Annotated in this window: 12 protein-coding genes and 1 tRNA gene; 8 read left to right on the plus strand and 5 right to left on the minus strand. The window is 63.8% G+C overall.

What is annotated here, in order from left to right:
• Window positions 1-50: 50 nt before the first annotated feature.
• Window positions 51-1,541, minus strand: coding sequence for a leucyl aminopeptidase (locus tag LPB260_RS10310; protein ID WP_208708631.1), 1,491 nt, complete (start codon window positions 1,539-1,541; stop codon window positions 51-53).
• Between the two features lie 143 nt (window positions 1,542-1,684).
• Between LPB260_RS10310 and lptF the strand changes: the two genes are divergently transcribed.
• Complete coding sequence (lptF, locus tag LPB260_RS10315; RefSeq protein ID WP_208708632.1) at window positions 1,685-2,806, plus strand: LPS export ABC transporter permease LptF; 1,122 nt, start codon at window positions 1,685-1,687, stop codon at window positions 2,804-2,806.
• The gene (lptG, locus tag LPB260_RS10320) at window positions 2,799-3,860 is read left to right on the plus strand and encodes an LPS export ABC transporter permease LptG (protein ID WP_208708633.1); all 1,062 of its coding nucleotides are present in this window, start codon (window positions 2,799-2,801) and stop codon (window positions 3,858-3,860) included. The genes lptF and lptG overlap by 8 nt, the downstream gene beginning before the upstream one ends.
• Before the next feature lie 52 nt (window positions 3,861-3,912).
• On the opposite strand, the gene LPB260_RS10325 is transcribed toward lptG, so the two are convergent.
• The 3 genes from LPB260_RS10325 to LPB260_RS10335 form a co-directional block, all read right to left on the minus strand.
• Window positions 3,913-4,407 carry an RDD family protein gene (locus LPB260_RS10325; protein WP_208708634.1) on the minus strand — a complete coding sequence of 165 codons (495 nt, stop codon included), beginning with the start codon at window positions 4,405-4,407 and terminating at the stop codon, window positions 3,913-3,915.
• A gap of 112 nt (window positions 4,408-4,519) precedes the next feature.
• On the minus strand, window positions 4,520-4,732 hold the full coding sequence (locus tag LPB260_RS10330) for a cold-shock protein (RefSeq protein ID WP_208708635.1): 213 nt from the start codon (window positions 4,730-4,732) through the stop codon (window positions 4,520-4,522).
• Window positions 4,733-5,068: 336 nt separating this feature from the next.
• Window positions 5,069-5,153: transfer RNA gene (locus tag LPB260_RS10335), tRNA-Leu, on the minus strand.
• 112 nt (window positions 5,154-5,265) lie between these two features.
• Here LPB260_RS10335 and queA point away from each other — a divergent pair.
• From queA to LPB260_RS10365, 6 genes are all read left to right on the plus strand, one after another.
• Window positions 5,266-6,315: a tRNA preQ1(34) S-adenosylmethionine ribosyltransferase-isomerase QueA gene (gene queA, locus LPB260_RS10340; RefSeq protein WP_208708636.1), complete on the plus strand. Its 1,050-nt coding sequence runs from the start codon at window positions 5,266-5,268 to the stop codon at window positions 6,313-6,315.
• Between the two features lie 14 nt (window positions 6,316-6,329).
• Window positions 6,330-7,445: a tRNA guanosine(34) transglycosylase Tgt gene (gene tgt, locus LPB260_RS10345; RefSeq protein WP_208710159.1), complete on the plus strand. Its 1,116-nt coding sequence runs from the start codon at window positions 6,330-6,332 to the stop codon at window positions 7,443-7,445.
• 41 nt (window positions 7,446-7,486) lie between these two features.
• Window positions 7,487-7,822 (plus strand): preprotein translocase subunit YajC, encoded by a 336-nt coding sequence (yajC, locus tag LPB260_RS10350; RefSeq protein WP_208708637.1) that lies wholly within the window; start codon window positions 7,487-7,489, stop codon window positions 7,820-7,822.
• A gap of 62 nt (window positions 7,823-7,884) precedes the next feature.
• A complete protein-coding gene (gene secD / locus LPB260_RS10355; protein WP_208708638.1) occupies window positions 7,885-9,753 on the plus strand; it encodes a protein translocase subunit SecD in 1,869 nt (622 codons plus the stop codon).
• 9 nt (window positions 9,754-9,762) lie between these two features.
• The gene (gene secF / locus LPB260_RS10360; RefSeq protein ID WP_208708639.1) at window positions 9,763-10,668 is read left to right on the plus strand and encodes a protein translocase subunit SecF; all 906 of its coding nucleotides are present in this window, start codon (window positions 9,763-9,765) and stop codon (window positions 10,666-10,668) included.
• 130 nt (window positions 10,669-10,798) lie between these two features.
• Window positions 10,799-11,335, plus strand: coding sequence for a glycine zipper 2TM domain-containing protein (locus LPB260_RS10365; protein ID WP_208708640.1), 537 nt, complete (start codon window positions 10,799-10,801; stop codon window positions 11,333-11,335).
• A gap of 98 nt (window positions 11,336-11,433) precedes the next feature.
• Here LPB260_RS10365 and suhB read toward each other — a convergent pair whose 3' ends face one another.
• Window positions 11,434-12,249 (minus strand): inositol-phosphate phosphatase, encoded by an 816-nt coding sequence (gene suhB / locus LPB260_RS10370; protein WP_208708641.1) that lies wholly within the window; start codon window positions 12,247-12,249, stop codon window positions 11,434-11,436.
• Window positions 12,250-12,286: the final 37 nt, after the last annotated feature.

Consider the following 12,286-nt stretch of genomic DNA (forward strand, 5'->3'; position numbering starts at 1 on the left):
TCGATGATGGACGGCGGAGGCCGGGGCGGACAGGGCCGCCCCGGCGCGGGTCAGGCCTGGCTGCGATCGAGCAGGTACTGGGTCAGCAGCGGCACCGGGCGGCCGGTGGCGCCTTTCTCCTTGCCCCCGCTGATCCAGGCGGTGCCGGCGATATCCAGGTGAGCCCAGGGGTACTGCTTGGCGAAGCGCGAGAGGAAGCAGCCGGCGGTGATGGTACCGGCCTTCGGGCCGCCGATGTTGGCGATGTCGGCGAACGGGCTGTCCAGCTGCTCCTGGTACTCGTCGAACAGCGGCAGCTGCCAGGCACGGTCGTCGGCGTGCTGGCCGGCGGCCAGGAGTTGCTCGACCAGCTCGTCGTTGTTGCCCATCAGGCCCGAGGTGTTGGCGCCCAGGGCGACGATGCAGGCGCCGGTGAGGGTGGCGATGTCGATCACCGCCTGGGGCTTGAAACGCTCGGCGTAGGTCAGGGTGTCGCACAGCACCAGGCGGCCTTCGGCGTCGGTGTTGAGGATCTCCACGGTCTGCCCGCTCATGCTGGTGACGATGTCGCCGGGGCGGGTGGCGCGGCCGCTGGGCATGTTCTCGGCGCAGGCCAGCAGGCACACCAGGTTGATCGGCAGCTGCAGTTCGAGCACGGCTTTCAGGGTGCCGAACACGCTGGCGGCGCCGCACATGTCGTACTTCATCTCGTCCATGCCGGCCGCCGGCTTGATGCTGATGCCGCCGGTGTCGAAGGTGATGCCTTTGCCGACCAGGGCGAAGGGCTTGTCGGTCTTCTTGCCGCCCTGGTAGTGGAGCACGATCATCCGCGGCGGTTGCTCGCTGCCCTGGGCCACGGCGAGGAAGGCGCCGGCGCCGAGCTCCTTGAGCTTCTTCTCGTCGAGGATCTCCACCTTGAGGTTCTTGTGCGCCTTGGCCAGATCTTTGGCTTGGTCGGCCAGGTAGCTGGGGTGGCAGAGGTTCGGCGGCAGGTTGCCCAGGTCGCGGGTGAAGGCCATGCCGGCGGCGATGGCCCGGGCGTGCGTGGTGGCGCGCTCGACCTCCGCCAGGCTGGCCTTGTCGCAGCTCAGGGTCAGCTTCTTCAGGGCGCGCGGCTCGGCTTTCTGGCTCTTGAAGCGATCGAACTGATAGTCACCGTCGGCTAGGCTCTCTACTATCAGGCGCGTTTTGCCGTAGGCGTCGCGGCCCTTGACGCCGAGGTCCTGCAGGGCCAGCACGGCGTCGCTGCCGCCGAGTCCCTTGAGTACCGCGTGGGCGGCGCCGATCAGTTTGCGCAGCTGGCGGTCCGACAGCTCGGCGTCCTTGCCGCTGCCGACCAGCAGCACGCGCTCGGCCTTGAGGCCGGCCAGGTTGTGCACCAGCAAGGTCTGGCCAAGCTTTCCGGCCAGGTCGCCACGCTTGAGCAGGGCGCTGATCGCGCCGGCGCAGGCATTGTCGACAGCGCTCGCCGTTTCACCGAGCTTGCGGCCTTCGCCGACGGCGATGACCAGGGTGGCGGTTTTCAGGGTTTCCGGGCGAGCGCTTTTGGCTAGAAATTCCATGGCGTAGTGTCCCCAAGACAAGAAGTCGGTATTGCAGGATAATGCCGGCTATTTTTTCAGTGGTTCGTCCGTGGGCGAGCCGGCATGCAGTGCGGCTAGTTTGATCGTAGCCGCCTGAGCCTGACAACCCTGGAGTGTCTGGTTTGATCGTCTTCCGTTATCTGTCCCGTGAGGTCTTGATTACCCTGAGTGCGGTGAGCGCCGTGCTGCTGGTGATCATCATGAGTGGCCGCTTCATCAAGTACCTGGCGCAGGCCGCCCAGGGTTTGCTCGATCCCGGGGTGCTGTTTCTGATTATGGGGTATCGCCTGCCCGGCTTTCTCCAGCTGATCCTGCCGCTGGGGCTGTTCCTGGGCATCCTGCTGGCCTACGGGCGGCTCTACCTGGACAGCGAGATGACCGTTCTTTCGGCCACCGGCATGAGTCAGCAACGCCTGATGGTGTACAGCCTGGCGCCGGCGCTGCTGGTGGCGTTGCTGGTGGCCTGGCTGAGCTTGAGTCTGGCACCGCAGGGCGTGGCGGAGCAGATGCGCATCCTCAATGAGCAGGACGCCCTGACCGAGTTCGACACCCTGGTGCCGGGCCGCTTCCAGGCCATGCGGGACGGCTCGCGAGTGACCTACACCCGGGAGCTGTCGAAAGACCGCGGCGAGCTGGCCGGGGTCTTCATCTCCGAGAAGCGCTTCTCCCGTGAGGGTGGCAAGGAGCGCGGCATCACCGTGCTGGTGGCGGAAAGCGGGCGCCAGGAGTTGCAGGCCGACGGCAGTCGCTACCTGATCCTGGAGAACGGCTATCGCTATGACGGCAATCCCGGTCAGGCGGACTACCGGGCGATTCAGTACGACACCTATGGCGTGTTGCTGCCCAAGCCCTCGGTCAGCGGTGAAATCAGCGAGCGCGAGGCGGTGCCGACCCGGGAGCTGATCGGCAGCGACAATCCGCGCCTGCAGTCCGAGTTGCAGTGGCGCCTGTCGATTCCGTTGCTGGTATTCGTCGTCGCCCTGCTGGCCGTGCCCTTGTCGCGGGTCAATCCGCGCCAGGGTCGCTTCCTCAAGCTGCTGCCGGCGATTCTCCTGTACATGGCCTACCTGGCGCTGCTGATCGCCGCGCGTGGCGCCCTGGACAAGGGCAAGATTCCCCAGGAGCTGGGCTTGTGGTGGGTGCATGGGGTGTTCATGTTGATCGGTCTGTTGCTGCTTTACTGGGAGCCGCTGCGCTTGAAGTGGGCCGCTCGTCGTGCTGCGCCGGAGGTGGCTCGTGGTTAGGTTGGATAGGTACATCGGCACCCAGGTGTTCGTCGCGATTCTTTCCGTGCTGGGGATCATCGTCGGGCTGGCCCTGATGTTCGCCTTCATCGATGAGCTGGGGGACGTCGAGGGCGATTACAGCCTGGGCGAGGCCGCCTGGTACGTGTTTCTCACCCTGCCGCGGCGGGTCTACGAGATGTTGCCGATGGCGGCGCTGATCGGTTGCCTGATCGGCCTGGGCAGCCTGGCCAGCAACAGCGAGCTGACCGTCATGCGCGCCGCCGGCGTATCGATCGGGCGCATCGTCTGGGCGGTGATGAAGCCGATGCTGGTGCTCATGCTGGCCGGCATCCTGATCGGCGAGTACCTGGCGCCCTGGAGCGAGAACCAGGCCCAGGCCAATCGCGCCATGGCCCAGGGCGGGGGCGAGGCACAGAGTGCCAAGCGCGGCATGTGGCACCGCCAGGGGCAGGAGTTCGTGCATATCAACGCGGTGCAACCCAATGGCGTGCTGTACGGGGTGACGCGTTACCGTTTCGACGAGCAGCGCCACCTGCTGTCCTCCAGCTTCGCCCGGCGGGCGCAGTACCAGGGCGATCACTGGCGCCTGGAGAACGTCGCCACCACGCATTTCCGTGAGCGCAGCACCGAGGTGGTCAAGTCGCTCAGCGAACGCTGGGACGTCGAGCTCAATCCGCAGTTGCTCGGTACCGTGGTGCTGGAGCCCGATGCGCTGTCGGTGACGGGCTTGTGGCGCTACATCCAGTATCTGGGTGAGCAGGGCCTCAACAATGGCCAGTACTGGCTGGCGTTCTGGACCAAGGTGTTGCAGCCGCTGGTGACCGCGGCCCTGGTGCTGCTGGCGATCTCCTTCATCTTCGGCCCGCTGCGCTCGGTGACCCTGGGGCAGCGGGTATTCACCGGGGTGCTGGTCGGTTTCGTCTTCAGCATCGCCCAGGACCTGCTCGGGCCGTCGAGCCTGGTGTTCGGCTTTTCGCCGCTGCTCGCCGTGCTGATTCCTGCGGTCATCTGTGCGGTAGCGGGCATGGGGCTGCTGCGCAGGGCAGGCTAGTTAATTCGCGCGCAGAAAAAAGCCGGCTCAGCGCCGGCTTTTTTCTGCAGCCTCACTTCTTGTGGATGTTCTTCGGCAGCTGCACGGTCCGGCTGGCGGAATAGATGTCGTGCCAGCTGCGTTTTTCCTTGTCCCAGAGAACCCAGAGAAAGCCCAGGCCGAGGCAGAGCCAGGAGGCGGTGGCGACCAGGAAGCGCAGCAATGCCTGCCACAGGGTGATGGCGCTGCCATCCTGGTTCTGGATGCGCAGGCCCCACACCTGCATGCCCAGGGTCTGGCCGTTGTGCGTCCAGAACTTGGCGAAGAAGCCGAACAGGCTGAACAGCAGAAGGGTCGAGAGCAGCGGGTCGCCGTCCAGGGCGCCGGCGTCGGAGAGTCGCTTGAGCTGCGCCTCGCCATAGAAGCCCATCAGCACCAGCTTGTAGATGAAAGTCACCACTATCAGCAGGGCGATGCACAGCAGGAAGTCGTAGAACATGGCCGCGAGGCGTCGGATCAGGCCGGCAGCGGGAAATTCACCCTGCGGGCGCAACAGGTGTTTCGGCATGGAGGGCTCGTCGGGTAATAGTGCGGTTGGGTCTATATCAGGTTTTTTTGCCTACAAATGGGCATAAAAAAACCCCTGATGATGCCATCAGGGGTTCTTCAAAGCGGCAGGATTAGCTCAGGACTTGAACCTGGTCAGCCTGCATGCCTTTTTGACCTTGCACTGCAACGAAGCTGACTTTCTGGCCTTCTTTCAGGCTCTTGAAGCCGTTGCCTTCGATCGCGCGGAAGTGCACGAACAGATCCGGACCGCTTTCTGGAGTGATAAAACCAAAACCTTTTTCGTCGTTAAACCACTTGACGGTACCGTTCTGACGATTCGACATGTCTTATTTCCTTGAAACTAGAGTTGATGACAGCCCCTAAATAATAGAGGACTGAGACTGGTTGCAAAGAGTAATAGAAGTCGAGCGGGATGTAGCGGATCGAGAGGATCTACTGCATCAGGTCACGATTCACGGCGACCCATGCAAACACAGTTCAATCACTCTACGCTAACTTTTGGGCAAATGCCAACCCCTGCGGAGCCCGAGAATCAAGGCGGATCGAGGTTGTTTGCGGACTATCGAAGAGAGCTGTGCAAGAGGGAGTCTTGGGGCTTTGGAGGGCAGTTCGGTGGGCTGCCGGGTGTCGCTTTGCGCTGGTTGCAGCGACTGGATTATTGGTGCCCCGGGGGAGACTCGAACTCCCACTCCTTTCGGAAACGGATTTTGAATCCGCCGCGTCTACCGGTTCCGCCACCGGGGCACAATGGCGGCGCAGTATAGGGAGGGCGCTGCGCCCGGTCAATCCACTTGCGTGGCCAGTATGCGCGATTTCCGGTAAGCTTTGCCGCCCCGAAATACGACCCCTTTCCGCCATGCGTGTTGCCGACTTTCATTTCGAGCTGCCTGATTCCCTGATCGCCCGTCATCCGCTGGCCGAGCGCCGCGCCAGCCGCCTGCTGGTGCTCGATGGCCCCAGCGGTCAGCTCGCCCATCGCCAGTTCAGCGACCTGCTGGAGTATCTGCGCCCTGGCGATCTGATGGTGTTCAACAATACCCGGGTGATCCCGGCGCGACTGTTCGGCCAAAAGGCGTCGGGCGGCAGGCTCGAAGTGCTGGTCGAGCGCGTGCTGGACGACCATCGGGTGCTGGCCCATGTGCGCTCGAGCAAGTCGCCCAAGCCGGGCTCGACCATTCTGCTCGACGGCGGCGGTGAGGCGCAGATGCTGGCGCGCCATGATGCGCTGTTCGAGTTGCGCTTCAGCGAGGACGTCCTGCCGCTGCTCGAGCGCATCGGTCATATGCCGCTGCCGCCCTATATCGACCGACCAGACGAGGCGGCCGATCGCGAACGCTATCAGACCGTATATGCCGCACGCGCCGGCGCGGTGGCGGCGCCTACGGCCGGGCTGCATTTCGATCAGCCAATGCTCGCGGCGATCGCCGAGATGGGCGTCGAGACCGCCTTCGTCACCTTGCATGTCGGCGCCGGCACCTTCCAGCCGGTGCGGGTCGAGCGCATCGAGGATCACCACATGCACAGCGAATGGCTGGAGGTCAGCCAGGAGGTGGTGGACGCCGTGGCGGCCTGTCGTGCTCGCGGCGGTCGGGTGATCGCGGTCGGCACCACCAGCGTGCGCTCGCTGGAAAGCGCCGCACGGGATGGCGTGCTCAAGGCGTTCAGGGGCGACACCGACATCTTCATCTACCCGGGACGCCCGCTGCATGTGGTCGATGCCCTGATCACCAACTTTCACCTGCCGGAGTCGACCCTGCTGATGCTGGTATCGGCATTCGCCGGCTATCCGGAAACCATGGCGGCCTACCAGAGCGCGGTCGCCGAGGGCTACCGCTTCTTTAGTTACGGTGATGCCATGTTCGTCACCCGCAATCCCGCGCCGCGCGGGCCCGAGGAAACACTATGACGCGCACCTGTCGCATGTCTTTCGAGCTGTTGGCGACCGACGGCAAGGCCCGTCGCGGGCGCCTGAGTTTTCCCCGGGGCGTGGTCGAGACGCCGGCGTTCATGCCGGTCGGCACCTATGGCACGGTGAAGGGCATGTTGCCCCGGGATATCGAGGCGATCGGCGCGCAGATCATTCTCGGCAACACCTTCCACCTGTGGCTGCGCCCGGGTACCGAGGTGATCAAGCGCCATGGCGATCTGCACGACTTCATGCAGTGGCAGGGGCCGATCCTCACCGATTCGGGTGGCTTCCAGGTGTTCAGCCTGGGTGCCATGCGCAAGATCAAGGAGGAGGGCGTGACCTTCGCCTCGCCGGTGGACGGCAGCAAGGTGTTCATGGGGCCGGAGGAGTCGATGCAGGTGCAGCGCGACCTCGGCTCGGACATCGTGATGATCTTCGACGAGTGCACGCCCTATCCGGCCGAGTTCGACGTCGCCAAGCGCTCCATGGAGCTGTCGCTGCGCTGGGCCAGGCGCTCCAAGGAGGCCCATGGCGACAGCAGCGCGGCGCTGTTCGGTATCGTCCAGGGCGGCATGCACGAAGAGCTGCGCATGCGCTCGCTGGAGGGTTTGAGCGAGATCGGTTTCGATGGCCTGGCGATCGGCGGGCTGTCGGTCGGCGAGCCCAAGGAGGAGATGATCCGCGTGCTGGACTATCTGCCGGCGCAGCTGCCGGCGGACAAGCCGCGCTACCTGATGGGCGTCGGCAAGCCGGAAGATTTGGTCGAGGGTGTGCGGCGCGGCGTCGACATGTTCGACTGCGTGATGCCCACGCGCAATGCGCGCAACGGCCATCTGTTCGTCGACACCGGCGTGCTGAAGATTCGCAATTCGGTGCACAAGCATGACGACTCGCCGCTCGATGCAACCTGTGACTGCTACACCTGCCAGCACTTTTCCCGGGCCTACCTGCATCATCTGGATAAGTGCGGCGAAATGCTGGGAAGCATGCTCAATACCATCCATAACTTGCGCCACTATCAGCGCCTTATGGCTGGTTTGCGCGAGGCAATTCAACAGGGTACATTGGCCGCCTTTGTCGATGCCTTCTATGCGCGACGCGGGCTGCCGACACCGCCGCTCGCCTGATCTATCGCTGTTCTAAAGACCTTATCCAACAGGAGTGTTAAATGAGCTTTTTGATCCCCGCTGCTTATGCCGATGCCGCTGCCCCGGCTGCTGGTCCTGCCGGTACCGGTTTCGAGTGGGTGTTTCTGGTCGGTTTCCTGGTCATCTTCTACCTGATGATCTGGCGTCCGCAGGCCAAGCGCGCCAAGGAGCACAAGAACCTGATCGGCAACCTGCAGAAGGGTGACGAAGTGGTGACCAGCGGCGGCATCGCCGGCAAAGTGACCAAGGTCAGCGACGATTTCGTGGTGATCGAGGCGTCGGACACCGTGGAGCTGAAGATCCAGAAGGTGGCCATCGCCGCCACCCTGCCCAAGGGCACGCTGAAAGCCATCTGAGTCACACATCATTACCATTCGACGGGGCGCTTAATGCGCCCCGCGTCATAACGGGCGGCGTCATGCTCAATAAATTTCCTCTGTGGAAGTACCTGCTGATCGCGGCTGTGCTGACGATCGGCTTTATCTATTCGGCACCCAACCTCTATCCAGACGATCCGGCCATCCAGATCAGTGGCAACAGCACGGCGATGCGCGTCGAGCAGGCCGACCTGGAGCGCGCCGGTCGCGCCCTGAGCGATGCCGGCATCGAGGTCAAGGGCGTGAGCCTGGCCGATCAGGGCCGCGCCGGCCTGCTGCGCCTGGTCAGCAAGGAAGATCAGTTGCCGGCCAAGGACGTGGTACGCAAGGCGTTGGGTGGCGATTTCGTGGTCGCCCTGAACCTGGCGCAGACCACCCCGGACTGGCTGCGCAATATCGGCGCCGGGCCGATGAAGCTGGGTCTGGACCTGTCCGGTGGTGTGCACTTCCTGCTCGAAGTGGACATGGACAAGGCGCTGGATGCCCGTCGCAAGGTCTACGAGGGTGAGGTCAAGAGCCTGCTGCGCAAGGAGCGGGTGCGCTATCGCAGCCTGCCGGAAGCCAATGGCGCGATCCAGCTGGGCTTTGCCGATGAGGCGACCCTGGAGCAGGCGCAGCGCCTGATTCGTCGTGATTTCATCGATTTCGAACAGAATGCCGTCGAGCGGGGCGACCAGCAGGTGCTGCGCCTGACCCTGACTCCGGCCAAGCTCGCCGAGATTCGCGAGTATTCGATCAAACAGAACCTGACCACCGTGCGCAACCGGGTCAACGAGCTGGGCGTGGCCGAGCCGCTGGTCCAGCGTCAGGGCGCCAACCGCATCGTCGTCGAGTTGCCGGGTGTGCAGGACACTGCCGAGGCCAAGCGGATTCTCGGCAAGACCGCCAACCTGGAGTTCCGTCTGGCCGCCGAACTGGATGCGCCCAGGGCGGCGACCGAAACCTTCGAGTTCCGCGAAGAAGGGCGCGCGCCGGTGCAACTGGAGCGCGAGCTGATCATCACCGGTGACCAGGTCACCGACGCCCAGGCCAGTTTCGACGAGAACGGTCGTCCGCAGGTGAACATCCGCCTGGATAACCACGGCGGCGACCTGATGAATCGCGCCACGCGCAACAATGTCGGGCGCAGCATGGCGGTGATCTTCATCGAGCAGAAGCCGGTGACCCGTTACGCGCGCCAGGTGGTCGAGGGCGTCGAGCAGGAGGTGGCGATAGCCAGTTTCGTCGAGGAGAAGAAGATCATCAGCCTGGCGACCATCCAGTCGCCGCTCGGCAGCCAGTTCCGTATCACCGGACTGGACGGCCAGGGCGAGTCCTCGGAGCTGGCGCTGCTGCTGCGCGCCGGTGGTCTGGCGGCGCCGATGTACTTCGCCGAAGAGCGCACCATCGGCCCGAGCCTGGGTGCCGACAACATCGCCAAGGGTGTCGATGCGTCGTTGTGGGGCATGCTCTTCGTGTCGCTGTTCATCATGGTGATCTACCGTTTCTTCGGCGTGCTGGCGACCGTCGCGCTGGGCTTCAACATGATCATGCTGCTGGCGCTGATGTCGCTGTTGAGCGCCACCCTGACCCTGCCGGGTATCGCCGGTATCGTGTTGACCATGGGTATGGCGGTGGATGCCAACGTACTGATCTTCTCGCGTATCCGCGAAGAGATCGCCAATGGCATGTCGGTGCAGCGGGCGATTCATGAAGGCTTCGATCGCGCCTTCTCGGCGATCATCGACGCCAACCTGACCACCCTGCTGGTCGGCGGCATCCTCTTCGCCATGGGTACCGGGCCGGTCAAGGGCTTTGCCGTGACCTTGTCGCTGGGCATTCTCACCTCGATGTTCACCGCCGTGCTGGTGACTCGCGCGATGGTCAACCTGATCTTCGGTGGGCGTGACTTCAAGAAGCTTTGGGTTTAAGAGGTCGAGATGAATCGTACGATCAACTTCATGGGCGTGCGCAAACTTGCGTTTGCCCTCACGCTGTTCCTCACCCTGCTGGCGTTGGGCAGTTGGGCGTTCAAGGGCCTGAACCTGGGGCTGGATTTCACTGGCGGCACGCAGATCGAGCTGGGCTACCAGCAGCCGGCCGACTTGAGCGGGATTCGCCAGCAGCTCGCCGCTGCCGGCTTCGCCGATGCCGTGGTGCAGAGCTTCGGCGCCACCACCGATGTGGTGGTACGCATGCAGGGCGATGATCCGGACCTGGGCAACAAGGTGGCCGAGGCGCTGGCGAAATCCGGTGCTGCGCCGGAGGTCAAGAAGGTCGAGTTCGTCGGCCCGCAGGTGGGGGAAGAGCTGCGTGACCAAGGTGGCATCGGCATGCTCCTGGCGCTGGGCGGGGTGCTGCTGTATCTGGCGTTTCGCTTCCAGTGGAAGTTCGCTGTCGGCGCCATCGTCTCGTTGATCCATGACGTGGTGGTGACCCTGGGCATCCTGTCGTTCTTCCAGGTGACTTTCGACCTGACGGTGCTGGCGGCGATCCTGGCGATCATCGGTTACTCGCTGAACGACACCATCGTGGTGTTCGACCGGGTGCGCGAGAACTTCCGCGTGCTGCGCAAGACCAGCCTGATCGACAACATCAATATCTCCACCACCCAGACCCTGTTGCGCACCCTGGCGACCTCGATTTCCACCTTGCTGGCAATCGGTGCGTTGCTGGTGTTCGCCGGCGACAACCTGTTCGGCTTCTCCATCGCGCTGTTCATCGGTGTGCTGGCGGGTACCTACTCGTCGATCTATATCGCCAACGTCGTGCTGCTGTGGCTGGACCTCACGGTCGAGGACCTGATTCCGCCAGTGGTGGCCGAAGAGGTCGACGAGCGTCCCTGAGTCTGTGCGCTCTGTCGCAGTTGGATCGAGCGGCATTGGCGGCGGTGGAACTTGCCGCAGGTCGCCTCGGTCCAACCGTGCGAACAAGGCGAAATTCGCCGGATAGCTAGAGCGTGAGCCAGGAGAAGCCATGAACAAATCGATGCTCGTGGGCGCGGTATTGGGCGCCGTAGGGGTCACTGCCGGGGGTGCTGTCGCGACCTATAAATTGGTCAGCGGTCCGGAGTACGCCGAGGTGCTGGCCGTGCAACCGGTCAAGGAAACCATCCAGACCCCGCGTGAGGAATGTCGCGAAGTCACCGTGACCCGGCAGAAGCCGGTCAAGGACCAGCATCGTATCGCCGGTACGGCGATCGGTGCGGTGGTCGGCGGCTTGCTCGGTAATCAGGTGGGCGGTGGCAATGGCAAGAAGATTGCCACGGTCGCCGGCGCGGTTGGCGGCGGTTACGCCGGCAACAAGGTGCAGGAGAACATGCAGGCCAATGACACCTACACCACCACCGAGACGCGCTGCAATACGGTCACCGATACCAGCGAGAAGCTGGTCGGCTACGACGTGAAATACCAGTTGGACGGCAAGGTGGGCCAGGTGCGCATGGACCATGATCCGGGCCGCCAGATTCCGGTAAAGGACGGTCAGTTGGTATTGGCGGCGTCTACACAGTAAGGCGTTCGGCAGTTGCAACGAAAAAGCGCCCCGCGGGGCGCTTTTTCTATGGGCGATAAAAAACCGGCGCTAGGCCGGTTTTTTCTGAAGCGGGGCGATCAGCGTTTCAGCGCGGTCGACAGGTGCGGCTGGATCGCCGTCAGCACCGCCTTGAAGCACTTGGTGTTGCCGGCGACGATCTGGCCCTTCTCGAGGAAATCGTGGCCGCCGCTGAAGTCGCTGACCAGGCCGCCTGCTTCCTGAATCAGCAGGGCACCGGCGGCCATGTCCCACTCGGACAGGCCGAACTCCCAGAAGGCGTCGAAGCGGCCAGCCGCCACATAGGCCAGGTCCAGGCTGGCGGCGCCGGCGCGGCGTACGCCGGCGGTCTGGCCGACCAGGCTGCGGAACATGCCCAGGTAGTTCTCCAGGTTGTCCAGCTGGCTGTCGCGGAACGGGAAGCCGGTGCCGAGCAGGGCGCCTTCCAGGCTCTTGCGGGTGCTGACGCGCAGGCGGCGGCCATTGAGGGCGGCGCCGCGACCGCGGCTGGCGGTGAACTCTTCCTGGCGAACCGGATCGATGATCACCGCGTGCTCGAGGCGGCCGCGGTATTTGCAGGCGACGCTGACCGCGAAGTGCGGCACGCCGCGGATGAAGTTGGTGGTGCCGTCCAGTGGGTCGATGATCCACTGGTAGTCCGCGCCCTCGCCGCTGCCTTCGATCAGGCCGCCCTCTTCGCCGAGGAAGCCGTGATTCGGGTAGGCCTTGCGCAGGGCCTGGATGATCAGCTGCTCGGCGGAGCGGTCGATTTCGGTCACGTAATCTTTGGCATCTTTCTCGTCGACCGAGATGACGTCCAAGCGTTCGATCGAGCGGAAAATCATTTCACCGGCGCTACGGGCTGCGCGCAGCGCGATATTCAGCATGGGCTGCATGGATGTTCACCTGGGTCGTTAAAGAAAGCCGGCCATT

This window comes from Pseudomonas sp. LPB0260 (genome assembly GCF_013388395.1).